Source organism: Neorhizobium populisoli, assembly GCF_019430945.1.
GTDB classification, from domain to species: domain Bacteria; phylum Pseudomonadota; class Alphaproteobacteria; order Rhizobiales; family Rhizobiaceae; genus Neorhizobium; species Neorhizobium populisoli.
Genome location: NZ_JAHYCB010000009.1, coordinates 26,572 through 49,976, shown reverse-complemented (window position 1 = coordinate 49,976; position 23,405 = coordinate 26,572). Strand labels below are relative to the sequence as shown.

At 62.2% G+C, this 23,405-nt stretch carries 22 protein-coding genes and 2 riboswitches; of the genes, 8 read left to right on the top strand and 14 right to left on the bottom strand.

Annotation, left to right across the window (positions count from 1 at the left end; all coding sequences use genetic code 11):
* The first annotated feature begins 31 nt into the window (after positions 1–31).
* Entirely contained in the window at positions 32–1,153 is a 1,122-nt protein-coding gene (locus KX729_RS23655; RefSeq protein WP_219744954.1) for a cobalt-precorrin-5B (C(1))-methyltransferase, read from the top strand.
* Here the strand turns inward: KX729_RS23655 and cobM are convergent.
* From cobM to cbiE, 3 genes are read right to left on the bottom strand one after another with little or no spacing between them, the layout of a single operon-like run.
* Positions 1,129–1,938: a precorrin-4 C(11)-methyltransferase gene (gene cobM / locus KX729_RS23650; protein ID WP_219744953.1), complete on the bottom strand. Its 810-nt coding sequence runs from the start codon at positions 1,936–1,938 to the stop codon at positions 1,129–1,131. The genes KX729_RS23655 and cobM overlap by 25 nt on opposite strands.
* Entirely contained in the window at positions 1,935–2,321 is a 387-nt protein-coding gene (locus KX729_RS23645) for a cobalamin biosynthesis protein (protein WP_219744952.1), read from the bottom strand. Before KX729_RS23645 ends, cobM begins: the two co-directional genes overlap by 4 nt.
* On the bottom strand, positions 2,318–3,574 hold the full coding sequence (gene cbiE, locus KX729_RS23640; RefSeq protein WP_219744951.1) for a precorrin-6y C5,15-methyltransferase (decarboxylating) subunit CbiE: 1,257 nt from the start codon (positions 3,572–3,574) through the stop codon (positions 2,318–2,320). Before cbiE ends, KX729_RS23645 begins: the two co-directional genes overlap by 4 nt.
* Between cbiE and KX729_RS23635 the strand changes: the two genes are divergently transcribed.
* Positions 3,561–4,313 carry a cobalt-precorrin-6A reductase gene (locus KX729_RS23635; protein WP_219744950.1) on the top strand — a complete coding sequence of 251 codons (753 nt, stop codon included), beginning with the start codon at positions 3,561–3,563 and terminating at the stop codon, positions 4,311–4,313. The genes cbiE and KX729_RS23635 overlap by 14 nt on opposite strands.
* Here KX729_RS23635 and KX729_RS23630 read toward each other — a convergent pair.
* Genes KX729_RS23630 through KX729_RS23600 form a run of 7 tightly spaced genes read right to left on the bottom strand, consistent with a single transcriptional unit; the run spans position 4,292 to position 12,665 of the window.
* Positions 4,292–5,053 carry a precorrin-3B C(17)-methyltransferase gene (locus tag KX729_RS23630; protein ID WP_219744949.1) on the bottom strand — a complete coding sequence of 254 codons (762 nt, stop codon included), beginning with the start codon at positions 5,051–5,053 and terminating at the stop codon, positions 4,292–4,294. The genes KX729_RS23635 and KX729_RS23630 overlap by 22 nt on opposite strands.
* A complete protein-coding gene (locus KX729_RS23625) occupies positions 5,050–5,802 on the bottom strand; it encodes a precorrin-2 C(20)-methyltransferase (RefSeq protein ID WP_219744948.1) in 753 nt (250 codons plus the stop codon). Before KX729_RS23625 ends, KX729_RS23630 begins: the two co-directional genes overlap by 4 nt.
* Complete coding sequence (locus KX729_RS23620; RefSeq protein WP_219744947.1) at positions 5,799–6,428, bottom strand: precorrin-8X methylmutase; 630 nt, start codon at positions 6,426–6,428, stop codon at positions 5,799–5,801. The genes KX729_RS23625 and KX729_RS23620 overlap by 4 nt, the downstream gene beginning before the upstream one ends.
* Positions 6,425–7,855 (bottom strand): precorrin-3B synthase, encoded by a 1,431-nt coding sequence (gene cobG, locus KX729_RS23615; protein ID WP_246617802.1) that lies wholly within the window; start codon positions 7,853–7,855, stop codon positions 6,425–6,427. Before cobG ends, KX729_RS23620 begins: the two co-directional genes overlap by 4 nt.
* The gene (gene cobN, locus KX729_RS23610) at positions 7,852–11,211 is read right to left on the bottom strand and encodes a cobaltochelatase subunit CobN (protein ID WP_219744946.1); all 3,360 of its coding nucleotides are present in this window, start codon (positions 11,209–11,211) and stop codon (positions 7,852–7,854) included. Before cobN ends, cobG begins: the two co-directional genes overlap by 4 nt.
* Before the next feature lie 21 nt (positions 11,212–11,232).
* Positions 11,233–12,270: a cobalamin biosynthesis protein CobW gene (gene cobW, locus KX729_RS23605; protein WP_219744945.1), complete on the bottom strand. Its 1,038-nt coding sequence runs from the start codon at positions 12,268–12,270 to the stop codon at positions 11,233–11,235.
* Positions 12,267–12,665, bottom strand: a complete 399-nt coding sequence (locus KX729_RS23600; protein ID WP_219744944.1) for a DUF1636 family protein — start codon at positions 12,663–12,665, stop codon at positions 12,267–12,269. The genes cobW and KX729_RS23600 overlap by 4 nt, the downstream gene beginning before the upstream one ends.
* Positions 12,666–12,767: 102 nt before the next feature.
* A riboswitch (cobalamin riboswitch) is annotated at positions 12,768–12,991 on the bottom strand.
* A 57-nt stretch (positions 12,992–13,048) separates the two neighbouring features.
* Positions 13,049–13,276: riboswitch (cobalamin riboswitch) on the top strand.
* A gap of 37 nt (positions 13,277–13,313) precedes the next feature.
* On the opposite strand from KX729_RS23600, the gene KX729_RS23595 reads away from it, so the two are divergent.
* From KX729_RS23595 to KX729_RS23580, 4 genes are read left to right on the top strand one after another with little or no spacing between them, the layout of a single operon-like run.
* Positions 13,314–13,490, top strand: coding sequence for a CbtB domain-containing protein (locus KX729_RS23595; protein WP_219744943.1), 177 nt, complete (start codon positions 13,314–13,316; stop codon positions 13,488–13,490).
* A gap of 30 nt (positions 13,491–13,520) precedes the next feature.
* On the top strand, positions 13,521–14,288 hold the full coding sequence (locus KX729_RS23590; RefSeq protein ID WP_219744942.1) for a CbtA family protein: 768 nt from the start codon (positions 13,521–13,523) through the stop codon (positions 14,286–14,288).
* Positions 14,285–14,899, top strand: coding sequence for a cob(I)yrinic acid a,c-diamide adenosyltransferase (gene cobO / locus KX729_RS23585; protein ID WP_219744941.1), 615 nt, complete (start codon positions 14,285–14,287; stop codon positions 14,897–14,899). Before KX729_RS23590 ends, cobO begins: the two co-directional genes overlap by 4 nt.
* A 59-nt stretch (positions 14,900–14,958) precedes the next feature.
* Positions 14,959–16,416, top strand: a complete 1,458-nt coding sequence (locus tag KX729_RS23580) for a cobyric acid synthase (protein ID WP_219744940.1) — start codon at positions 14,959–14,961, stop codon at positions 16,414–16,416.
* Here the strand turns inward: KX729_RS23580 and cbiB are convergent.
* Positions 16,400–17,365: an adenosylcobinamide-phosphate synthase CbiB gene (gene cbiB, locus KX729_RS23575; RefSeq protein WP_219744939.1), complete on the bottom strand. Its 966-nt coding sequence runs from the start codon at positions 17,363–17,365 to the stop codon at positions 16,400–16,402. The two genes, KX729_RS23580 and cbiB, sit on opposite strands and share 17 nt — an antisense overlap.
* A gap of 67 nt (positions 17,366–17,432) precedes the next feature.
* On the opposite strand from cbiB, the gene cobD reads away from it, so the two are divergent.
* Entirely contained in the window at positions 17,433–18,422 is a 990-nt protein-coding gene (gene cobD / locus KX729_RS23570; protein ID WP_312991865.1) for a threonine-phosphate decarboxylase CobD, read from the top strand.
* Here cobD and KX729_RS23565 read toward each other — a convergent pair.
* From KX729_RS23565 to KX729_RS23555, 3 genes are all read right to left on the bottom strand, one after another.
* Positions 18,415–19,410, bottom strand: coding sequence for a P1 family peptidase (locus KX729_RS23565; RefSeq protein ID WP_219744937.1), 996 nt, complete (start codon positions 19,408–19,410; stop codon positions 18,415–18,417). The genes cobD and KX729_RS23565 overlap by 8 nt on opposite strands.
* Positions 19,411–19,417: 7 nt before the next feature.
* Positions 19,418–20,956 carry an L-piperidine-6-carboxylate dehydrogenase gene (gene amaB, locus KX729_RS23560; RefSeq protein WP_219744936.1) on the bottom strand — a complete coding sequence of 513 codons (1,539 nt, stop codon included), beginning with the start codon at positions 20,954–20,956 and terminating at the stop codon, positions 19,418–19,420.
* A gap of 68 nt (positions 20,957–21,024) precedes the next feature.
* A complete protein-coding gene (locus KX729_RS23555; RefSeq protein WP_219744935.1) occupies positions 21,025–22,308 on the bottom strand; it encodes an NAD(P)/FAD-dependent oxidoreductase in 1,284 nt (427 codons plus the stop codon).
* A 128-nt stretch (positions 22,309–22,436) separates the two neighbouring features.
* Here KX729_RS23555 and KX729_RS23550 point away from each other — a divergent pair, with 128 nt between their 5' ends.
* The gene (locus KX729_RS23550; RefSeq protein WP_219744934.1) at positions 22,437–23,360 is read left to right on the top strand and encodes a LysR family transcriptional regulator; all 924 of its coding nucleotides are present in this window, start codon (positions 22,437–22,439) and stop codon (positions 23,358–23,360) included.
* The last annotated feature ends 45 nt before the right edge of the window (positions 23,361–23,405 follow it).

The following is a 23,405-nucleotide window of genomic DNA, read 5'->3' as shown; positions in this document are numbered from 1 at the left end:
GCGTCAGCCTGGTCGGGATATAGAAACGGCTATGGAAGCAGCCCCGGAAACAGATGGCAAGAACCTGCGTCGTGGCTGGACCACGGGAACCTGCGCGGCGGCGGCCAGCAAGGCGGCCTGTCTTGCGCTGCTTTCTGGCCAATTTCCGACAATGGTTGAGGTGACGCTTCCCGGCGGACAGCAGCCGAGCTTTGCGCTTGCGCTGGAAGAGATCGGAGAGGGGGTCGCCAAGGCCGGCATTGTCAAGGATGCCGGCGACGATCCGGACGTCACGCATGGGGCGCTGATCATGAGCACCGTGCGGCGCGGAGCGATTGGCAGCGGTATCAAATTCAAGGCTGGTCCGGGTGTCGGCACGGTTACTCTTCCCGGCCTGCCTCTGCCGCCGGGTGAGCCTTCGATCAACCCGGTCCCGCGCAAGATGATCGCGCAGGCGATCGCCGAAGTGGCCGGTGGCGAGACCGATTTCGAAGTGGAAATTTCCGTCGCTGACGGCGAGAAGATCGCCGTGAAGACGATGAACGGCCGGCTCGGCATCCTGGGCGGCATATCGATCCTCGGCACGACGGGGATCGTCATTCCGTTTTCCTGCTCGGCCTGGATCCATTCCATCTGGCGCGGCATCGATGTGGCGCGCGCCGCTGGCCTCGATCACGTCTCCGGCGCCACCGGCAATACGTCTGAAAAGGCGGCGCAGGCGTACCACGGGCTGTCCGAGATCGCGCTGATCGACATGGGCGACTTCGTAGGCGGCATGCTGAAATACCTGCGCGATCATCCAGTGCCCAAGGTGACGATCGCCGGAGGTGTTGCCAAGATGACCAAGCTTGCCCAGGGCATGCTGGACGTGCATTCCAAGCGCGGACTGGCCGATCTGGAGGCTCTGGCGAAACTTGCGGCGGACGCCGGGGCGGACAAGGCTCTGGTCGAGCGCATATCCTCGGCCAACACCGTTTCGCATGCCTTTACGCTTGCGGGCGAAAGCGGGTTGGTTCTCGGGGATCGCATTGCGGCGCTTGCCTGGAAAACGGCCGCGAAAGCGCTCAAGGATCCGGCGGTGGCGCTGGAAATCCTGGTCTTCGACCGCGAAGGCCGGCTGGTCGGCCGCGCACCGTTTACGCAAACCGATCATTCGGAATCCTTGCCCGCCTGATCGCTTGCCTGATCCTGGACCATCTGATCCCAACCGGGCCGGAAACGGCGCACATAGTCGGCATTGTAAAGTTGGCTCTCAACGAAGTCCGTTGCGCCAAGCCCCTTGCCGACGAAGATCAGGGCTGTTCTTTCTGCCGGTTCCTCAGCCAGTTTGGCTTCGATGTCGGCAAGCATGCCCTTGATGATACGCTCTTCAGGCCAGGAGGCGCGTACGACGATTGCAACCGGACAATTGGCGCCATAAAGCGGGGTCAGTTCCGCGACGATTTTACCGAGCGCGTGAATGGCAAGATGGATTGCCAGCGTTGCACCGGTCTTCCCGAAAGCCGCAAGCGTTTCGCCCTCCGGCATTTTCGAAGCGCGGCCGGAAACGCGGGTCAGTACGAGGCTCTGCGCCACTTCAGGGATTGTCAGTTCGCGTTTCAGCGCCGCAGCCGCGGCGGCAAAGGACGGCACGCCGGGGGTCAGCGTATAATCGATACCGTGCTTTTCCAGCCGACGGATCTGTTCGGCCACCGCGCTCCAGACGGAAAGATCGCCGGAATGCAGCCGCGCCACGTCCCTGCCGGCCTTGTGGGCTGCGACATATTCAGCCTCGATCTCGTCCAGTGACAGCGAGCCAGTATCGACGATGCGCGCATCCTTCGGGCACCAGTCGAGCAATTCCTTCGGCATGATCGAGCCGGCGTAAAGGCAGACAGGCGAGCGGGCGAGAATATCGCGGCCGCGGACAGTGATGAGGTCGGCGGCGCCCGGTCCGGCGCCGATGAAATGCACGGTCATGAATTATCCCTGGATCGCGCCAAGGCGCAGGTCGCACCATCGGCAATCAGCCGGGCGACGATGAGTTCTGAGCCTTCCCCGGCAGCCACAAGTGCCGCAGCTTCCGAAAGGCTGGGGGTGGATGTCTGTGCAAGGCTATGTTTTGAAACCGTTTGCGTGCGGCCTTCTGCCTGTTTCAAAGCCGCTTCGCCGAAGACATGCAGCGGCAAGCCCAACTGGGCCGCAAGTTCATTCAAGCCCTTTTCATGGCGTTTGATTTCCCCCGTCGCGAGCGCGGCAATCGATTCACGTGAAATGCCGGCACTGTCACAGGCCATGTCGATTGCGGAAAGCAGAGCTTCCGCCGACGTTCCTTTCCGACAACCGAGCCCCGCGGCGATCATTGTTTTACCCAACTCCACTGCGTGACCGGCATGGCCGGCTTCCAGCCGGACATGGAGCCGATGGGTGCGGCGCGGGAGACTTCGATGCGGATTAAGTCTCCACCATGTTTGGCATGCGCGGCGAGCAGAACCGCTTCCATCTCCAATGTCACGGCATTGGCGACAAGACGGCCACCCGGCTTCAAAGCATCGACTGCGGCATCGAAAACACCCGGCTCGCTGCCTCCGCCGCCAATAAAGATCGCGTCCGGCTGCGGCAATCCGGCGAGTGCGGCCGGTGCCTGTCCTTCAATGAGCGTCAGCCCCGGCACGCCCAAAGCGATCGCATTGCGACGGATACGGGCGGCGCGTTCAGGATGAGCTTCGATTGCTATCGCCTTCAGGGATGGATCGGCGAGCATCCATTCGACGCTGATCGAGCCGGAACCGGCGCCGATATCCCAGAGCAATTCACCACGGCGGGGGCTGAGAGCCGAGATTGTCAGGGCGCGGATTTCCCGTTTGGTGATTTGGCCATCGTGCTCAAACAAGCTGTCATCCAGCCCGAAACCGCGGGGAAGGATGCGGGCAGACAATGCGGCAGCAACTTCGACCGCAACGACGTTTAGAACATTGATATCCTGCAATGCAAACTCGTCGGCCTTTGTCGACCGAATGCGCTCCTGATATCCGCCGACCGCCTCCAGAACGGTCAGGCGTGACTGGCCGAAGCCGGTTGCGGTCAGCAGAGCCGCCAATTCCGCCGGTCCGTTTTCATCCGACGTCAAGGCAATGACGCGCCGACCGGGATGCAGTAGGGGTCGGATGAGTTCGAGCGGTCGGCCATGCAGCGAGACGGTTTCAATCTCCTGCAGCGGCCAGCCAAGCCGAGAGGCTGCAAGCGAAAAAGCCGAGGGCGCAGGATAGGCGATGAACTCTTCCGCTGACAAATGACGGGACAGCGTTGCGCCGACACCGAAGAAAAACGGATCGCCGGAAGCGAGCACGCAGACGCTTTTGCCACGCAGCGCCACGACATCACGCATTGCTGCGTCGAAGGGCGTTGGCCATGGTCTTGCTTCACCGGTGATCAATGTTGCTGCAAGCTCAAGATGGCGCTTGCCGCCGAAGATTATCGATGCGGACGAGATCGCCGCGCAGGCGTTTTCACCGAGCCCTTTTATCCCATCTTCGCCGATGCCGACGATGGACAGCCAGCGGCTTTCCGCTAAAGGTTTTTCGACTGATTCAGGAGGCAATTTGAGACACTCCATCCTCATTCTGGGCGGTACGGCCGAGGCCCGGAAACTGGCAGAAAAGCTGGCCAACGATCCGCGATTCGACACCGAACTTTCGCTCGCCGGCCGAACGCGGGCTCCGGCCGAACAGCCGGTACCGGTTCGCATCGGTGGTTTCGGTGGTGCGGCAGGTCTTGCCGATTACCTTCGGCAGAAGGGCGTTTCGATCCTGATCGAAGCGACACATCCCTATGCCGCGCAGATTTCCCGCAATGCCGTGGAGGCTTCCAGGCACGCCGGTGTGCCGATGGTTGCATTGCGTCGCCTGCCTTGGCCGCGCCAAATGGATGATCGCTGGATCGAAGTCGATAACGTTGCCGAAGCGGTGATCGCGGTTGGAGAAAAGGCGCGAACCGTTTTCCTGACGCTCGGCCGGCAGGAGCTCTTGCCGTTTGAGGCCGCCCCGCAGCACAGCTATCTTATTCGCAGTGTCGATCCGGTGGAGCCGCCGCTCGATATACCGCATGCGGTTTATCTGACCGCGCGCGGGCCTTTTGCGGAGGCGGACGAAGCCCGTTTGCTTCGAGAACATCATGTCGAGGTGATCGTCGCCAAGAACAGCGGCGGGCCGGCAAGTTACGGCAAAATCGCTGCGGCGCGAGCGCTCGGCATCGACGTCGTTCTCGTGCGCCGTCCGGATCTGCCGGAGGTGCAATCGGTCGAGACGGTCGATGAGGTGCTGGCTTGGCTGGCTCATGCGTTACCCTTGAAGTAACGCGGCGAATATACGATCGGACGGTTTCCATCGCGCTCGATGATCCGCGTTTCCGCCGTGCCGACGATGACGCAGGTGGCCATGTCGGCCATGTCGCCTTGGGCTTCAGCGAGCGGAACGATGCGGATAGCTTCATCCGGCCGGCCGGCGGCGCGGCCGAAGATAACCGGCACGGTGCCGGGAAGATGCGCACGCAGAATATCGAAAGCCTCGCCGAGTTGACGCGGGCGGGCCTTGCTGATCGGGTTGTAGAAAGCCATCACGAAACCGGCCTGCGCCGCGGCGATCAGCCGTTTTTCGATGATATCCCAGGGCTTCAGGTTGTTCGACAGGGAAATTGCGCAGAAATCATGCCCGAGCGGCGCACCAGCCTTGGCCGCCACGGCCAGCATGGCGGTGACACCCGGAACGACGGACAACTCGATCTCGCGCCACTCGACCGGACCTTCGTCGATCGCCTCGCAGACGGCGGCGGCCATGGCGAACACACCCGGATCGCCGCCGGAAACGACGCAGACCTTGCCGCCTTTTGCCGCCATTTCCAGCGCGGTCTTTGCGCGAACAAGCTCCTCGCGGTTGTCGGAGGCGTGGCGGCGCTGGTTGGCGCGCAGGTTCAGGCGGTCGATATAGGGAAAATAGCCGAAGAAATCCTCGGCAGCCGAGATTGCGGCAAGCGCTTCCGGCGTCATCTGGTCCGGATTGCCCGGGCCAAGGCCGACAACGGTCAGAGAGCCGGTCACTTCACCTCTCCGGGGCGTGTCTTCCAGCCGGGAACCAGTACGATGGAGAAATAGGGTGCGGGGCTCTCGTCGCGCTCGTCCAGCCTTTGGGCAGCGCCGTTCGCCATCGTACCGCGCTCGACATACAGCGCGCCGGAGAGTTTTCCGACCGAGGCAAGTGCGCGACGGATTTTCGGCAGGTTGCGGCCGACCTTCATGATGACGGCGCCGTCCGTATTGGCCAGCCGTTCGGTCAACATCTCTTCCGACAGTGTGCCCGGCAGCACGCTCAGGATATCGTCGCCCTGCACCAGCGGCAGGCCGGTCATCGACCAGCAGCCCGACATGGCGGTAACGCCAGCCACGACTTCGGCCTGGTAACGGTTCTGCAGCCTCAGATGCAGGTGCATGTAGGAGCCGTAGAACAGCGGGTCGCCTTCGCTCAGCACGACGACATTCTTGCCGGCATCGAGCAGCACAGCGATATCTTCAGCCGACTTGTCGAAGAAATCGGAAATCGGGCCTTTGTAATCGGCCTCGTCCTTCTGGGTCTCGACGGTGACGGGATAGATGAGCGGCAGTTCCAGCGTGCCGGGACGAATATGCGCCTCGACGATAGCGCGGCCATTGCCGGTCGAGCCCTTCTTGCAGAAGAAGGCGACGACGTCTGCATCGCTGATGGCACGGACGGCTTTCAGCGTCAGCAATTCCGGATCGCCGGGGCCGGTACCGACGCCGGTGAGCTTGCCCTTGAGAATGACCGCGTTCACAGGCCTGCCCTCGCAAGCGCATTGACGCAGGCGGCCGTCATCGCGGAGCCGCCCATGCGGCCGCGGACGATGGCGTAAGGGATTCCAAGGGTCGATTCCATCAGCGCCTCCTTCGATTCGGCGGCACCGACGAAGCCGACCGGCATGCCGATGATCGCCGCAGGGCGCGGGGCGCCGGCATTCAGCATTTCGAGCAGGCGGAAGAGGGCGGTGGGCGCATTGCCGATTGCGATCACGGCGCCTTCCATCTCATCCCACAGATCGAGTGCTGCGGCCGAGCGGGTGTTGCCGATCGTTTTTGCCAGTTCGATCGTGCGGCTGTCGCGCAATGTGCAGATGACGTCATTATGAGCAGGCAAGCGGGCGCGGGTGATGCCATGCGAAACCATCTCGGCATCGCAATAAATCGGGCGCCCGTCGTAGAGCGCGCCGCGTGCCTGTGAGACAAAGTCCTTCGAGAAACGGAAATGCGCCGCCGATTCCACCAGTCCGCATGCATGAATCATGCGCACCGCGATATCCGCCTGCTCGCTGGAAAAAGTCGAAAGATCGGCCTCTTCGCGAATGATCGCAAAGGACTTTTCGTAGATTGCATCGCCTTCGCGGATATAGTCGTAATTGTTCATGATCGTCCTGATGTGCCCCTTGGCATGGCTGCCGCTACCAGTCGCTCGGACCCGAGCCGGGCAAGGCAGGTGGCGGAATTTTCACCCGCATGCCGTTCCGATTTGACGAGATAGGCAAGATGTCGAAGCGTGGCGTTGGTATCGGCAAAAGCGGTCGTCGCAAAGGGTTGATCCGAAGCTTTTCCCTGGTGAATGAACGAAAGCCCGGTTGAGGTGCCGCAAAGGGTGAGTGCAGAGGCTTGCGGATGGGCGCAACCCTTGGCGCAGCCGGTGACGTGGAGCTTGAAAGAACCGTCAAGCAGGTCGCCGCATTCTGCCGCGGCGTGGGCTGCGATATCATGCGTGGCGATGTTTGCCGAAGCACAGGCCGGGCTGCCGGGGCAGGCCGCGATATGGCTGCGCGGATCGGTTGCCGATGTGATGAAGCCGTTTGCCGCGGCAAATTTATTGAGCAACCCGCAGGCTTCGGAAGACCCGAAAAAGATCAGAGAGTGATCGAAGGCGGGTTTGAGGGATTTGATTTCCAGGCGTACGGCCTCGTCACAAAGGGCGATGAGATCTTCAGCCTCGATCTGGCCGAAGGCCGGGCCGATGCCGGTGGCGTGGAGGCCTTCGGTTAGGTTGAACAAATCAAACGGTGACGTTGTATTCTCGTCGTAGGCGGGGTTTGAGCTGTGCAGTAAATGCCCTATCTCCGCGCTTGCGGCAGAGAAGGCGGCTGCACGCTGTCGCATCTCATACATATCAACCGAGATATCTGCTGAGAGGCCATTTGCCAAATCGCGCCCGCGCGCCTTAGGTCCGCGCTCCGAAAGCTGGCGGAGCAGATCCATCGCTGCTTCCACCGCCTGTGTTTCACGTAAAACATTGAAAACACGCCCGGACTCTTCCGTGCCGCCGAGCAATACCTTCCAAAAGATTTCATCGCTGATGCGAACAGCAATCAGCCGGATGTCAGCCAACAGGTCCGAGAGCCTCAGCCGACCATTTCCGTCAACGACGATCGACATTTTGGGTGCCAGTCCCGTAAGGCCGCGAGCGCCCTTGCAAATCGCTTCCGCAAGCGGGTGGGGATCGGCGATCTCCGTTTCGTCGCGGCCCGCCAGTGGAGGGACTTCGATGGCCAGCCCGTCGCGCAGCGGCAGGTTCATATTTCGGACGTCGGCGTCGAGCAGCGGCGCAGTGGCTTCGGTCAGCCCTCGTACCTGCAGATTGCCGCGGGCAGAGATATCGATAATGCCGTTACCGTGCAGGCGCGCGAGACGCCCGATTTCGGCGAGTTCGGCGGGCGATATGGCCCTGGTTAGCACAATTCGGGCGAGCAGGCCGTCGCCGGTCATCATGGGAGCCGAAAGGGCTGGGCAAGCGCCGCGTTGCATGTCGGACGTCGAAAAAGCAATGGGCTGGTTGAAGCGAGAGGCGGTCATGCGACATTCCTCCGTTCGCATTCCGCAGCAAGCATTTCCAGCTCCGCATCGACCGCGTTGCGGCGTGGATGCCAGAGGCCACGGCGCAGCGCCGAGCGAAAACGCTCGCCCATGTAGCGCATGCCTTCAGGATTCTGCGAAAGCAGGAAGTCGCGCACCGCCTCATCGCCGAGATAGGCGTCGTATGTGGCGTCGATCAGCGATTGCGGAATGGCGTGGGTGGTCTCTGCAAACCCGATCAGCCGGTCGACGGTTTCCACCAGTTCGGCGGCGCCGCGCGGACCATGGCGCATCTGGCCGGCAATGAAGCGAGGATTGACGGCGCGGGCACGCACGACGCGGGTCACGGCTTCGGATATCGAGCGGGCCTTCGGCTTCTGCGGATCGGTCGTATCGAGCGCGATAACATCTGCCTTGCCGCCGAGAACCGCGACTGCCGCCGAAAAGCCGCCGATGAAGGCGACATCCGCGGAGCCGTCCAGAAGGTCGCGGCCGGGGTCGTCGCCGGTATGGACCAGAAGATCGGCGCTGCCGATGCGTTGAGCGAATTTCCCGGGCACATGGCTTGCCTCCCCCTCCGCACCGCCGAAGGCGTGACTGGTGGCGTCGAGATAGACACGGCCGAGTTCTTCGCGCTGATTCCAAGTCCCGTCGGCCAGTTTCTCTTCGATACCGGAACCATAAGTGCCCGGGGCCGAGCCAAAGATGCGAGGCGGTATCTGGCCGAGTTTGGCAGCCTCTTCGGCGAGGGGATTGTCCCCCTGCGCCTCCTCGCGGGTTGCGATGGCGCGTGTGGCCGCGTCGAGCAAGGCGATTAAAGCCGGGAACATGTCACGGAACAGGCCGGAAATGCGCAGGGTCACATCGACGCGCGGCCGGCCGAGTTGGGCGGGCGGCAGGACCTCGATACCAGTCACGCGCCCCGTCGCGGCATCCTGCACCGGTCGGGCACCCATTAGGGCCAGAACCTGAGCGACTTCCTCGCCGCCGCTTCGCAGCGAGGCGCTGCCCCAGAGATCGAAAACGAGGTTTTTGGGCCAGTCACCGTGATCCTGAAGGTAACGTCGCAGAATTTCGTCCGCGGCACGTTTGCCGAGTTCGAAGGCGGTCTGTGTCGGCAGAGTGCGCGGATCGCTGGCGAAGAGATTACGACCGGTCGGCATGACATCGCGGCGCCCGCGTGCCGGAGCACCCGAAGGTCCGGGGCGGATGTGGCTACCATCCAATGCGTCGAGAAGGGATTGCCGTTCGGTCTCAGCACTGGCGATGCGCAGCGGATCGTCGTCGCCTTCGGCTGCCTCGCCGAATATATGCTGCCCGTCCTTGATCGCGAAATCCTTGAGATCGCAGAGGAAGGCATCGATGCGGCTGAGTGCGGTATCCGGATCATCGTCGCGGGAAACACCCGCTTCGACAGCAAGATCGGTGTTACGGGCCGTTTCGACGATCAGCTTGGCAAGCCGGTCGCGACGGCGGCGATCGAGACCGTCTGCCTGGGCATATTCGTCGACCAGCAGTTCGAGCTTCTTCTGTTCGTCGGAAAGGCCGGCGCCGGTGAGCGCCGGCGGCAAGTGCCCTATCGTGACAGCAGAAATCCGGCGCTTTGCGACGGCTGCCTCGCCCGGATTGGAAACGATGAAGGGATAAATGACCGGCAGGTTTCCGGCTACGAGTTCCGGGAAGCAATCCCTGGAGAGTGCGACCGTTTTGCCCGGCAGCCATTCCAGTGTGCCGTGTGCGCCGACATGTACGATCGCATGTGCGCCGAGGGTTTGGCGCATCCACTGGCCGAAGGCGACCAATGCAGGACGAGGGGGCAGGTCGGGGCTGTGGTAGTCGGCGCGACGGTCAGCGTTGCGGCCACGATCCGGAGCGAGTGCGACGGTGATGTTACCAAACTGGGCGGCACGGAAGCGATAGGCATTCTCCTCGACGTCCGTATCTTGTCGAGGCGAACCCCAAGCGGCCTCGGAGCCGGGCGCCGACACGTATTCGGAGAGCGGCAGCGCACCAGATTTTCGACTCAGCAGATCGAGAAGTTCACGGGGCGTCTCCGGAATATCGAAAACCGAGTAGCCGGCTAGAGACAGTTGCCGCAGCATCCCGATTACGCTCTGCGGCACATCCAGCCCGACGGCATAGCCGGTGCGGCCTGGTGCACTCGGATAGTCTGGCAGCAGGATGACGATTTTCCGCTCAGCGCGCGCTGTCAGCTTCAAACGTAGGAAAGCAGCGATACGGTCTGCGACCTGCTCAACGCGGTTCATTTCCGGCTTGTTGATCAGGTTGGAGGAAGTTTCGCCAGCCTTGAAGGAAATCGCGCCGGCCAGGATGCGGCCGTCGAGTTCCGGCAGCACGACATGCATGGCGAGATCGGCAGGGTTCAAGCCGCGCTTGCCTTCAACCCAGCCCTCGCGCCGGGTTGTGGCGACGACGACCTGGAAAACCGGGATGCCGGTGCGGTCGAAAATGGTCTCGCCTTTGTCATCCGTGCTGCTGGCGAAGGCGGTGGTTGCGATGATCGCCGCGGGCTGGAAATCGGTGATTGCCTGTTCGACGAAGGCAATCGCTTCTGCATCCTTCATACCGCTCACGAAGATCGGCAGCGGGGCGAAGCCTTTGGCGGACAACGCCTCGAACAGCGCATCGATCGGAGCGGCATCGTTTGCCAGCAGCATGGAGCGATAGAAAAGAACCGGCAGGCGAGGCGCATCGAAGGCCGAATCTGCCATAAGAAGGTCGGAGCTGATAATGCCTTGGCCCGGCCTGTAGAAGCCGGCTTTGGGCATCGGTGTCGCTTTGGGCAGGACTTCGGTGTTGCCGTTTGCCAGCGCGCCCAGTTGTCTGGCCAGAAGCCGCATATTGTCCGGCCCGCCTTCGCGGAAGCAGGTGAGGATGGCGGAAAGGGTATCTTCCGAAACCGTTGAGGCGGCGGCTAGGCGCTCGTCGCGGATGCTGCATTCGCCGGGTAGAAGCGCGACCATAATGCCCCTGCGGAGGGCCAGGCGGAGGAGTTGGTCGACGCCATAGGCCCAACGGTCGTAGCCGCCGAGGATGCGGACGAGGATGACCTTAGCGTGGGAGGCGGTTTTTTCCAGCCACAAGTCTACGGACATCGGATGGCGGAGATCGGAGAGGTTGGTGAGGGCGAGAGAGGGGGCGTTGGCGCCGTCGCGCGCGGCAGGCCAGAGGGGGGTATCAATCCCGCCGAACGTAGCCGAATCCCACGCTGCCGCAATCCCGTTTAGATCGCTGCCGGAAAAGGACAGCACCACCACATCGGCGGGCGACTGGTTGAGGTCGACCGGCTCTATCAGGTCGTCAAGCGACGACGATGTGGTGGCGAGTATGTGCATCCTCTTCTCTCTACCGCCCGATCAGGCGGCCAGCATCCTTTCGATCGCTTCGCGGTCGATACCCTTTTCGCCGATCACAACGAGGCGGCTCTGGCGAGTTTCGCCGGGAGCCCATGCGCGGTCGAAATAATGGTTCACGCGTGATCCTACCGCCTGAACCTGCAGGCGCATCGGCTTGTTCGCGACTTCCACGAAGCCTTTTATGCGCAGGACGTTCTGGGCTTCGGCGGTGGCGGAAATGCGGGCGGCAAGCGCTTCGGCATCGGTTACGGCGGCAAGATCGATGACGAAACTGTCGAAATCGTCGTGATCGTGGTCCAGTTCGTCGTCGTGATGGGTCTTGCGGTTTTCGATGTCGTCCTCGACGGCGAGGCCCAGGCCGATGAGGACGGCCGGATCGACCACGCCATTGGCGGCCGGCACGATCTTGACCGCGCGCGGCAGATGGGCCTGAACGCGGCCCTTGGCAGCGGCGAGAGAGGCCTGATCCAGAAGATCGGTCTTGGTCAGCACGATCATGTCGGCGCAGGCGACCTGATCCTCGAACACTTCCTCGACGGGGTCATCGTGATCGATGGAATCATCCTGTGCACGCTGGGCTTCCAGCGCATCATGGTCGTCGGCGACGCGGCCTTCCGCCAGTGCCACGCCATCCACGACCGCGATGACGCCATCGACCGTCACACGCGCCTTGACGTCCGGCCACTGGAAGGCCTGAACGAGCGGCTTGGGCAAAGCGAGGCCGGAGGTTTCGATGAGGATATGGTCGACGCGCGGCTCGAGCGAAAGAATCTGGTCGATTGCCGGCACGAAATCGTCGGCGACGGTGCAGCAGATGCAGCCGTTGGCAAGCTCGATGATGTTGTCTTCCGGGCAGCTTTCGATGCCGCAGCCCTTCAGCACCTCGCCGTCGATGCCGACATCGCCGAATTCGTTGACGATGATCGCCAGCCGCTTGCCCTTCAGGTTTTCGATCAGGTTGCGGATCAGCGTCGTCTTGCCGGCGCCGAGAAAGCCGGTAACGACGGTGCAGGGGACGCGATCGAAATTGACGCTCATTGGGGCATGTCCTCGTGATGATGAAAGGGGGGAATGCGGGCCGTCATGCCCTTGCCGCGCAGGCAGGTCGGACGGCCGCGAAGCGGAAGGAAACCACGTTCGTCGGCAGCCAGCATCATGGCGCCGGTGACGATATCGTCGATATTGTCGAGCGTCAGGTGGCCGAAGAGATAAGACCAGCCGGAACGGTGGTTGAAGGCAGCACTCGGGCTCTTTTCGCAATTGGCAAGGCAGGTGACCGGCTTGACGGCAAGCGGCTTGCCGGCGGTCGCGGTCTTCAGCGCCTCGATCATCGCCAGGCCCGGACGCACGGCATTGTCCGCTTCGTCACGGCAGTTCGTGCAGACGAAGATGGTTACGTCGATATCGGAATTAGTGCTCTTGTCGTCGCTCATCATCTGGCCGCGTTACCGCCGGGGTATCGAAAATCGGGGCGCGGTACAGGAGGTTGGGACCGCCTGCAATGAGAGAACCTCTCCGGAGCACCCCGCCCGGTGAGCTTTGTCTGTCGAACGGCAGGTCTCCTGGCTCGCGGGTCGTTGCCACCTGCCAGCCTTCCCAGAGAATCCTTGATCGGATTTCTCCAGTGGCGTTTTTGGCAGGACGGCTCGCCGCCTACAGTTGCGGGGGCAGCCGCGGCATTGAACGATAAAACGTCCGCACCGCATTCTCTCTTAGCCCCCTCCGTTGCCGGAAAGGGACCGTACGTGTTCAACTAAGCCCTGTCGCGGTGAACTGTCAATGTCGCAAAGGCGATTGCGACCACGTCGAATTGGTGTATGTTCGTCAGGCCTATGGTGCCCGAAAGGGTTTTTGAGGGAATGCGGTGCGGCGAATTTTTCGTCAAACCCGTGGCTGCCCCCGCAACTGTAAGCGGAAAGTCCTGATCCAAAACGGCCGTTCGGCCGTCACGCCACTGGAATTATCCGGCCAAGGATAGTCTGGGAAGGCGGGTCGGGGCGTCTGATCCGCGAGCCAGGAGACCTGCCAAAGGCGATGAAACTTAAAATATGCCCTCGGGTGGAGGGCGAAAGGAAAAGACAATGGTTACGAATTCTGCTGCAGTTGCAGTCAGCGTTTCCGCTTCGAAGATCATTCCTCTCAGCATGACGGCCATTCTCGGCCTGTTCATCGTCGGCTTTGTCGGCTTCTCGCCTCTGGAAGTCGTTCATAACGCCGCCCACGATACGCGCCATTCTCTGGCTTTCCCCTGCCATTGAGATCACGGGTAGTTTAAGAGGAATTTCCCAATGTCGTTGTTTCGCAACATCGTCTTCACGGCGGTGATCGCCGGTCTGTTGTCCGGTCTCCTGATGACCGTGATGCAGCATTTCTCCACCGTACCGTTGATCCTGCAGGCGGAAACCTATGAAAAGGCCGAGCCTGCGGCAGCTCATAGCCACAGCCATGAGGCCACCCCTGCCGGCGGTGCGGCGGCCCCTGCTGCCGATCATCATCATGACGCAGAAGCCTGGTCGCCGGCCGACGGCGCCGAGCGCTTCATCTACACGGCCGCTGCCGACATTCTGTCAGCGATCGGCTTCGGTCTCGTCCTGGTCGCCATTGCCGAAGCTTTTGGCGGTTTCGGCGGCTGGCGCCGTGGCTTGATGTTCGGCATTGCCGGCTTCCTGACGGTCAGCCTGGCTCCCGGTCTCGGCCTGCCGCCGGAATTGCCCGGCATGCCGGCGGCCGAGCTTGGCCCGCGCCAGATCTGGTGGATTTCCACGGCGCTTTGCACTGCGATCGGCCTTGGCTTGCTGGCCTATACGCGCTCGGCGGCACTGGCCGCTCTGGCCATCGTGCTTCTGGTCGCTCCGCATCTCGTCGGTGCGCCGCTGCCGCCGTCGCATGAGACGGATGTGCCGATGGAACTGTATGCCCGCTTCGTGAATGCCGTTTATGCTACGAACCTGGTATTCTGGGCCGTACTCGGTGCTCTGACGGCGATCGTGCGCGAAAAATTCCGGGCCGGCGAAGATGTCGCCGTTCGCCCCGCTGCCGGGCTCGGTGCCCGGTGAAGGAGATCGACCAGACCGCCGAGGAGCGCCATCGCGCCAAGATGGCAAACCGCAAGGCGGTTCAGGACGCAGAAGTGGCGGAGAAGACCCTCGAAAAGGGTCTTCTCATCGTCAATACGGGACCGGGCAAGGGTAAATCCACTGCCGCCTTCGGTCTGGCGCTTCGCATGCTCGGCAACAATCGCCGTGTCGGCGTCGTGCAGTTCATCAAGGGTGCCTGGTCGACCGGCGAGCAGCCGGCACTGGCCGTGTTCGGTGACCGGATCGTCTGGCACACGATGGGCGAAGGCTTCACCTGGGAAACGCAGGATTTGAAGCGGGATATCGCTGCGGCCGAAAAGGCGTGGGAAAAGGCGCTTTCCCTGATGGCCGACGAGACGATCGGCCTAGTCATCCTCGATGAGTTGAATATCGCGCTGCGCTACGATTATCTCGATCTCGACAAGGTCGTTGCCGAACTTCAGGCGAGGCGGCCGGATCTGCATGTGGTCGTCACCGGCCGCAATGCCAAGCCGGCGCTGATCGAGGCAGCCGATATGGTGACCGAGATGACGCTGGTGAAGCATCACTTCAAGGCCGGCGTGAAGGCCCAGGCCGGCATCGAGTTCTAGAGCATGTCGCGCAAAAGTGGGCAGCGGTTTTGCGATAACGACATGCGGACAAACCAGATATGACCGCCCGATCTCTCATGTTTCAGGGAACGGGCTCGGATGTGGGCAAGTCGCTGGTCGTTGCCGGACTTGCCCGCGCCTTCACCATGCGTGGACTGAAAGTCCTGCCGTTCAAACCGCAGAACATGTCGAACAATGCAGCCGTCACCGCTGACGGCGGCGAGATCGGCCGGGCGCAAGCTCTGCAGGCGCGTGCCGCGAAAGTGCCGCTCAGCGTCCACATGAACCCGGTTCTATTGAAGCCGCAGAGTGATGTTGGCGCTCAGGTCGTGGTGCAGGGCAGGGTCGAGGGAAATGCCAAGGCGGCCGAGTATCAGCATTTAAAGCCGAAGCTGATGCCGCGGGTGCTGGAAAGTTTCGAGCTTTTGCGTAGCAAAGCCGATCTCGTATTGATCGAAGGCGCCGGCAGCGCTTCGGAAATCAATCTGCGCCACAACGATATCGCCAATATGGGTTTTGCCCGTGCCGCCGATGTGCCCGTCGTGCTGATCGGTGATATCGATCGCGGCGGAGTGATCGCCAGTCTTGCGGGCACGAAACTGGTGCTGGAACCGCAGGACGCGGCGATGATCCGCGGGTTTATCGTCAACCGTTTTCGGGGCGATCCGGCGCTGTTTGCGGACGGAATGCGAATGATTGCCGAGCGAACGGGGTGGCAGTCCATCGGGCTGCTGCCGCATTTTGCCGATGCGGCGCGGCTGCCGGCGGAGGATGCGCTGGGGCTCAATGGGCCAACGGTGCGAAAGCCGGACGCGAAAATCCGCATCGCAGTGCCGATCCTGGCGCATATCTCGAATTTCGACGATCTCGATCCGCTGGAAGCGGAGCCGGATGTGGACGTGATCCGCGTGCGCAACGGGCAGGCGATCCCCGGCGATTGCGATTTGGTGCTGCTCGTCGGCTCAAAGGCGACGATTTCCGATCTGGCGGCACTCAGGGCTGCCGGTTTCGACGTGGATATCGCTGCACATGTGCGGCGTGGCGGGCAGGTGCTCGGTCTTTGCGGCGGCTATCAGATGCTGGGCACGCGTATTTCCGATCCGGAAGGCATCGAAGGCCCGCCAGGCTCGGTGGAAGGGCTTGGCTTGCTCGACGTCGAAACAGTGCTGACCGGCGACAAGCGGCTGGAAGCGGTTTCCGGAACAAGTTTCGACGGAATTTCCTTGTCCGGCTACGAGATGCATGTCGGCCGGACGATCGGTGCGGATTGCGCCCGGCGATTTTCGACGGTCGGCGGCACGGCGGATGGCGCAGGTTCGGCGGATGGACGGGTCCGGGGCACCTATCTGCACGGGCTTTTTGCCGATGACCGGCAACGCTCGGCCTGGCTGACCCGGCTCGGCGGCACGGTTTCGGGGCTGGATTACGAGGCCGGTGTAGACGAGGTGCTGGACCAGTTGGCCGCCCATATGGAGCGGCATCTCGATCTCGACGGGCTGCTCACTTTTGCCAGATAGTCCACGCCAGCAAGCCGAAAAGGCCGATCAGAAGCGCGTCCGCGATGCGCGCGAGCTTCAGCGCGTGGCGGATATCCCTGTGGGTCAGTTCGGTGCGGCCACCCTCGCCCATGAAGCGGGCCTCGATCATTACGCCACCATAACTGCGCGGGCCGGCCAGCGCTATACCGAGCGCACCCGCCATCGCCGCTTCCGGCCAGCCGGCATTCGGCGAGCGGTGGTGCTTGGCGTCGCGGCGGATGGCTTTGATGGCATTTTCCGGCGAGGCGCTATTCATGAAGCCCGCCGCCATCACGAACAGAAGAGCCGTCAAGCGGGACGCCGGCAGGTTGATCAGGTCGTCGAAACGCGCTGCTGCCCAGCCAAAGGCCTCGAAGCGGGCGTTGCGGTGGCCGATCATGCTGTCGGCGGTGTTGGCCGCCTTGTAGGCCGCCCCGCCAGCAAGCCCGCCGATACCCATCCAGAAGGCCGGGGCCACGACGCCATCAGAAAAGTTTTCGGCAAGACTCTCGATTGCCGCACGGCAGACGGCAGCTTCGTCGAGCTTTTCCGGATCGCGGCCGACGATCCTCGAAACCGCCTTGCGGCCGGCCGCAAGTCCACTTTTCTGGAGCGCATCTGCCACGGCTTCCACATGCCGTTCGAGGCTTTTTTGAGCCGGCAGGCTGGCTGCGATAACAATCAGCGGGATCCAGCCGAGCGTGAAGATGCGCAGATCCCATTCGATCGCCAGAGACAGCACGGTGACCAGGATGAGGATGACCAGCAGGGCTGCGACACCCATGGATTTGCGCTTGGCGAAGCTATCAGTCTCCCGGTTCCAGTCCCGATCCAGCCGGGATATCAGTCGGCCGATCCAGGTGACGGGATGGCCGATGCGGCGGTAAACCCAGTCCGGGTAGCCGACGATGCGCTCGACGATCAGCGCGGCGAATGCGAGAAGGAACATTGCTGTGGCAGGCCTTGAGACTGATATTGAAACTGGAAATCGCGGCGGTGGTCCGATTGCGGGTTTAATCCCTCACGGCGGCAATCTATTCCGTGCCCGGGCGCTGTTTCCACATGCACCCGAACCCTGGATCGATCTGTCCACCGGTATCAGTCCGTATTCCTATCCGCACTCGCCCATTCCCGGCAATGCCTTCGCGCGACTGCCGGAGCCTGCGGCGGCGGAAAGGCTGAAAGCAATTGCGGCGAAAGCTTATAGCGCGCCTTCGTCAGAGCATGTCGCCGCAGGACCGGGCACGCAAATTCTTCTTCCGATCGTTGCCGGCCTCTTGGGAAAGGCGAATGGAGAGGCAGCGAGTGTGCTATCGCCGACCTATGCAGAACACGCCCGCGCGGCGCGGCTCGCTGGTTTCGAGGTGAGCGAAACGGACGATCTCAATCGGATTGCCGAGGGGCGGCTGGCCGTCATCGTCAATCCGAACAACCCGAGCGGCCGTATCGTCTCGAAAAGCGATCTCCTATCGCTGGCGTCGGTCATGCGGGCAAAGGGCGGTCTGCTTGTCATCGACGAAGCCTTCATGGATGTGTCCGAAGCGGAGAGCGTTGCCAGTGCCGTCGATCAAGGTGGTTTCGTCGTGCTTCGCTCCTTCGGCAAATTCTACGGCATGGCCGGGCTTCGGCTCGGATTTGCGATGGCAACGCCCGATATCGTCGAAAAGATCGAGAGCCGGCTCGGCCCCTGGGCCGTTTCCGGGCCGGCGCTGCATGTGGCAAGCGAGGCTTTGGCGGATAGTGCTTGGCAGCAGGCGATGCGCGCGAAACTGAACGCTGAAGCACTGCGGCTGGACGGACTTCTGGCCGCAGCGGGAATTACCGTCTTCGGCGGTACGTCGCTTTTCCGCTTCATCCGTGATCCGCGTGCGCAGGTCCTGTTCCGGCATCTCGGCGAGCGAGGTATCATCACGCGCCGTTTCGAAGAACGGTCGGACGATCTGCGGATCGGGCTGCCCGGTGATGCGGATTGGGTGCGAGTTGAAGAGGTGTTGAGAGCTATTTAGCCGGCGAAGGGAATTTATCCCGCCAGGCGAGTTGCGCATTCGGTACAGGCAGAGCTGTCGCTTCGTAGATGCCACGTGCAATGGCGCGGGCTGTTACCAATGTCGCCAGATGGCAGATATCCATAAAGTCCGACGGGTTTTCGAGTGGTTTTGCGCCAGTCGCAGCCGAGAAGATCGTATCGCCGTCGAACGGCAGATGCGCGGGCAGGATGGCGCGGGTGAGGCCGTCATGGGCCATGATCGAAAGGCGATGTGCCTGCGCCTTGGTCAGTACCGCGTCGGTAACGATCACGCCGATCGTCGTCGATGGAGTTGCGCGTCCCTTGAGGCGAAGGCGGTTGTCGAAATTTTGCGGCAGGCCGAGCCCGCCAAATTCGTTATTTTCTTCAAATGGAGCGGCCCAGAAATGTGGGTCGTCTCCGACGGTCACCGAGCCCAGCGCATTGGCGGCGACGAGGGCCGCGACCACGTGGCCGGAGGGTGTGATTGCGCTTGCCGAACCAAGGCCACCCTTGAGCGTCGCCGTGGTGGCGCCCGTGCCGGCGCCGACGGTGCCAAGGGCGAACGTACCCTGGCCGGCGGCCTTGAAGGCTTCATACCCCATGTCTCGGTAGGGCGAATGCAGGCCCCAGTCCTTGTTGCCGCCGTTCAACAGGTCCATCAGAATCGCCTGGGGGACGATCGGAACGCGAACCGGCCCGACTTCGAAACCGCGGCCGATTTCCCGCAAGCCGGATTGCACCCCGCCGGCCGCATCGAGCCCGAAGGCCGAACCACCTGAAAGAACGAAGGCATCGACCGTTTGCACCGTCATCGATGGGTCGAGCAGAGCCGTATCCCGGCCGCCCGGTGCCCCGCCGAGTACGGTGCCCGAAGCGGTGGCCGGTTTGTCGAAGACGATGGCGGTGACGCCGGAACCGAGCGCGAGATCGGTGGCATGGCCAACGGCCACGCCCTCAATGTCGGTGAGCAGATTCAGCGTCGCCATAAGGCGATCACTCGATGTCGAACTTGACGCCCTGCGCCAGCGGCAGAGTGCGGCCGTAGTTCATCGTGTTGGTGGCGCGGCGCATATAGGCCTTCCACGCATCCGAACCCGATTCGCGACCGCCGCCGGTTTCCTTTTCGCCGCCGAATGCGCCGCCGATTTCCGCACCCGACGGGCCGATATTGACGTTGGCGATGCCGCAATCGGAGCCGCGGGCGGAAACGAAGGTTTCGGCTTCGCGCATGTCATTGGTGAAGATCGATGAAGACAGGCCTTGCGGCACGTCGTTGTGCAGGTCGATTGCCTCGTCGAAGGTCGAATATTTCATCACATAGAGGATCGGGGCGAAGGTTTCGTCCCTCACCGGTCCGGTCTGGGCCGGCATTTCGACGATCGCCGGGCGAACATAATAGGCGTCGGCCGCTTCGTTGCCGAGAACGCGTTCGCCGCCGACCACTTTGCCGCCTTCGGACTTGGCCGCGTCGAGAGCCGTCTGCATCTTTTCATAAGCTGCCTTGTCGATCAGCGGGCCGACGAGGTTGTCGTCGAGCGGTGAGCCGATCGAGACGGACTGATAGGCCTTGGCGAGGCGTGGCACGAGCGTGTCGTAGACGCTGTCATGCACAAAAAGGCGGCGAAGCGTCGTGCAGCGTTGGCCGGCTGTGCCCATGGCTGAGAAGGCAACGCCGCGCAACGTCAGATCCAGATCGGCGGTCGGAGCGACGATCGCTGCATTGTTGCCGCCGAGTTCAAGGATCGAGCGAGCGAAACGCTTGGCAAGGCGCGGGCCGACTTCACGGCCCATGCGGGTGGAGCCGGTGGCGGAAACCAGCGGTACCTTTTCGTGGTCGACCAGCGCTTCGCCGATTTCGCGACCACCGATCAGCACGGTCGATAGGTTCTTCGGAGCCTTGCCGCCATCGGCGACGAAGCGGGCGAGCGCCTTTTCGAAGATCGCCTGGGTGGCGAGCGCGGTCAGCGGCGTTTTTTCGGACGGCTTCCAGACGGTGGAGTTGCCACAGACGAGGGCAAGCGCAGCATTCCAGGACCAAACGGCGACCGGGAAGTTGAAGGCGGAGATGATGCCGATCACGCCAAGCGGATGCCAAGTTTCCATCATGCGATGTTCGGAGCGTTCGGTGGCGATCGTCAGGCCGTAAAGCTGGCGGGAAAGGCCGACTGCGAAATCGCAGATGTCGATCATTTCTTGTACTTCGCCAAGGCCTTCGGAGGTGACCTTGCCGACTTCGATCGAAACGAGGCGGCCGAGCGCGGTTTTCGCGGCGCGCAGTTCCTCGCCGAGAAGGCGGATCAGTTCGCCGCGCTTCGGGGCCGGCACGAGGCGCCATTCGAGGAAGGCTTCATGCGCGGCGTCGATCGCCCTGGCGGCGTTTGTGGCGCTGATTTCCGGCAGTTTGCCGATTTCGGTGCCGGTGATCGGCGAACGGACGGCGAGCGTGCCGCCGGTATAGGTATCGGCTTTCACGCCGAGATCGGAGAGGATGGTTTTCACCTCGGCGGCGAGATCGAGTTTGGCGAGCGTCATTGATGTCTCCGATCAGAATTCCAGTGGCTGGAAATGTGGCAATCTACAGTTCGGCGGCGATTTCGCAATCAGAACCGCTCGCCGGTGAAATGGGCAATCTGGGCTCCGGCCTCGTAATAGGCTTCCTTCACATTACGGAAGGCGGCCTCTTTGACGTCGGTCAGCGGCAGCGGGAAATCGCCTTCCGGGACTTGGCCGAGAATATGATGCGCAAGCAGGCGGCCGAAGGTGGTGCCCGGCGCAATGCCACGTCCATTATAGCCGGAAAAGCCGATCGTATTGCGGCCGAACTTGTGGAAGCGGGGCAACGCGTTATCGGTCATGCCGATCTTGCCGTACCACTCAGCCTCGAATTCGATTTCGCCAAGCTGCGGGAAAAGCCGTTTCAGGGAACGCCGCGCCCAGCCCTTGTGAATGGCGCCGCCGGTATTGCGCAATGCGCCGACCGAACCGAACACGAGGCGACCGGCCCGGTCCATCCGGAAGGAAGAGAGGATTTCCTTGGTGTCCCAGCAGCCCTCAAGGCCGGGCAGGATGGAGCGGCGCAGGTTGTCGCTGAGCGGGGCGGTCGCGAGATTGAAATAGGGCAGGAAGACCTGCTCTTTTTTCACCGTTGCCCAGGGGCCGTGGCTATAGGCGTCGGTCGCGACGATGATCCAGTCGGCGGAAACCTCACCCTCCGCAGTCGTGACGATCTTCTTGCCGTTGGCTTCGCTGGTGGCTGTCACGCCGCTGCCGGTGTGCAGTTTGGCGCCGGCTTTCGCGGCCGCATGGGCAAGGCCACGGGCATAGGCGAGCGGCTGGAGGGTTCCGGCGCGCATGTCGAGCAACGAGCCGGCATAGGCTTTCGTGCCAACTCGGCGTTCGGTTTCCGCGGCGTCCAGAATGGTCACGGCAGCGCCGCGCTTCTGCCATTGGCGGGCGCGTTCTTCCAGTTCCGTCATGCCCTCGGCGCCGACGGCGCAATGCAATGTGCCGTTCTTTTGCAGTTCGCAGGCAATGCCGTGTTTTTCGATCAGTTCGCGGACGACGTAAGGGGCGTTGCCGAGGAAATCGAGCAGCTTTTCACCGTAGACGGGGCCGAGTTCCTTGGGGAAATCGTCGGGCATGACCCACATGCCGGCGTTGATGAGGCCGACATTGCGGCCGGCGCCGCCGAAGCCGATTTCGGTTGCTTCGAGCAGCCGCACATCGACGCCGGCTTCCGCCAGATGAAGTGCTGCGGAAAGGCCGGTATAACCACCGCCGACAATCACCACGTCCGCTGCTACCTTTGCGGTCAGCCGCGGGGTTGCGGGCGGGGCAGGCGCGGTCTTTTCCCAGAGGCCGTGGGAGCGGGGATCGTTCAGCATTTGGCCTGCACCTTGGATTGTCCGGAAATGGCGTATCTCGACTCTTTACAAGGCGATAGCTTCCATGAATATCGACTTGTTCTCAACAGGTCATTCTGTAACGGAATGATTGGCGCAGGAGGAATGACATGCTGCCGCCCCGGCGCTTTCTGCCATCCTTTTCGCTGCTCTCAGCTTTCGAAGCCGCAGCGCGCACCGGCAGCGTTACGGCGGCGGCAAACGAGCTTGGGCTGACCCAGAGCGCGGTGAGCCGGCAGATCTCGGCTTTGGAAAAGCAGCTCGGCGTGGCGCTTTTCCTGCGAGAGAGGCAGACGATTCGTCTGACGATCGCCGGCGATACCTATGCCCGCGAAGTGCGCGAGGCATTGCGGCGTATCTCCAATGCTTCGCTCAACCTGAAAGCCAATCCAGCTGGTGGCACGCTCAACCTTGCGATCCTGCCGTTTTTCGGCACCCGTTGGCTAACCCCGCGCATCGGCCGGTTTCTCGATGCCTATCCGGGCATGGTGGTAAACCTCATCACCCGGCTCGAGCCGTTCGATTTCCGCTTCGATACGCTGGATGCGGCAATCCATTTCGGCGCGGCGCGATGGCCGGGGGCAGCGCTGACATTTTTGATGGATGAAGAGGTGGTTCCGGCTTGCAGCCCGGATTTCAAGGCGCGGCACGGGTTGGAAAAGCCGGCTGATATATTGAATGCGCCGCTGCTGCATCTTAATACCCGACCGGACGCTTGGGAGATGTGGTTTTCAGCGAATCAGATTCCGTTCGACGCATTGCATGGCATGTTGTTTGACCAGTTCATTACCATGGTCGAAGCGGCGAGCGCCGGGATCGGTGTGGCGCTCTTGCCGCGTTTCCTGATCGGCCGCGAACTTGGCGAAGGATTGCTGGTGCCGGCGGTGGAAGGTTTGTCGATGCAGACCGGTCAATATCACCTCGCCTGTCCGCCGGATCGCGCCAATTATCCGCCCCTTGCTGCGTTTCGGAACTGGATCGTGAAAGAGATCGAGGACGATAAGCTTGCGAATAATGGCCGCATCGGCCAATAGTCGCTCATGTGTATTTCGACCGTGATTGCGGTCCGACCGACGGGA

Bases quoted from the DNA above. Each gene is read 5' to 3' on its own strand.
- cbiB (WP_219744939.1), bottom strand. From the start codon at position 17,365: ATGTTCCTTCTCGCATTCGCCGCGCTGATCGTCGAGCGCATCGTCGGC.
- KX729_RS23565 (WP_219744937.1), bottom strand. From the start codon at position 19,410: ATGGCGACGCTGAATCTGCTCACCGACATTGAGGGCGTGGCCGTTGGC.
- KX729_RS23645 (WP_219744952.1), bottom strand. From the start codon at position 2,321: ATGATCGCCGCGGGGCTCGGTTGTCGGAAAGGAACGTCGGCGGAAGCT.
- KX729_RS23550 (WP_219744934.1), top strand. From the start codon at position 22,437: ATGCTGCCGCCCCGGCGCTTTCTGCCATCCTTTTCGCTGCTCTCAGCT.
- KX729_RS23655 (WP_219744954.1), top strand. From the start codon at position 32: ATGGAAGCAGCCCCGGAAACAGATGGCAAGAACCTGCGTCGTGGCTGG.
- amaB (WP_219744936.1), bottom strand. From the start codon at position 20,956: ATGACGCTCGCCAAACTCGATCTCGCCGCCGAGGTGAAAACCATCCTC.
- KX729_RS23620 (WP_219744947.1), bottom strand. From the start codon at position 6,428: ATGAACAATTACGACTATATCCGCGAAGGCGATGCAATCTACGAAAAG.
- cobN (WP_219744946.1), bottom strand. From the start codon at position 11,211: ATGCACATACTCGCCACCACATCGTCGTCGCTTGACGACCTGATAGAG.
- KX729_RS23555 (WP_219744935.1), bottom strand. From the start codon at position 22,308: ATGCTGAACGATCCCCGCTCCCACGGCCTCTGGGAAAAGACCGCGCCT.
- cobG (WP_246617802.1), bottom strand. From the start codon at position 7,855: ATGACCGCCTCTCGCTTCAACCAGCCCATTGCTTTTTCGACGTCCGAC.
- cobM (WP_219744953.1), bottom strand. From the start codon at position 1,938: ATGACCGTGCATTTCATCGGCGCCGGACCGGGCGCCGCCGACCTCATC.
- KX729_RS23580 (WP_219744940.1), top strand. From the start codon at position 14,959: ATGACCGCCCGATCTCTCATGTTTCAGGGAACGGGCTCGGATGTGGGC.
- KX729_RS23595 (WP_219744943.1), top strand. From the start codon at position 13,314: ATGGTTACGAATTCTGCTGCAGTTGCAGTCAGCGTTTCCGCTTCGAAG.
- cobW (WP_219744945.1), bottom strand. From the start codon at position 12,270: ATGAGCGTCAATTTCGATCGCGTCCCCTGCACCGTCGTTACCGGCTTT.
- KX729_RS23590 (WP_219744942.1), top strand. From the start codon at position 13,521: ATGTCGTTGTTTCGCAACATCGTCTTCACGGCGGTGATCGCCGGTCTG.
- KX729_RS23600 (WP_219744944.1), bottom strand. From the start codon at position 12,665: ATGAGCGACGACAAGAGCACTAATTCCGATATCGACGTAACCATCTTC.
- cbiE (WP_219744951.1), bottom strand. From the start codon at position 3,574: ATGGAGTGTCTCAAATTGCCTCCTGAATCAGTCGAAAAACCTTTAGCG.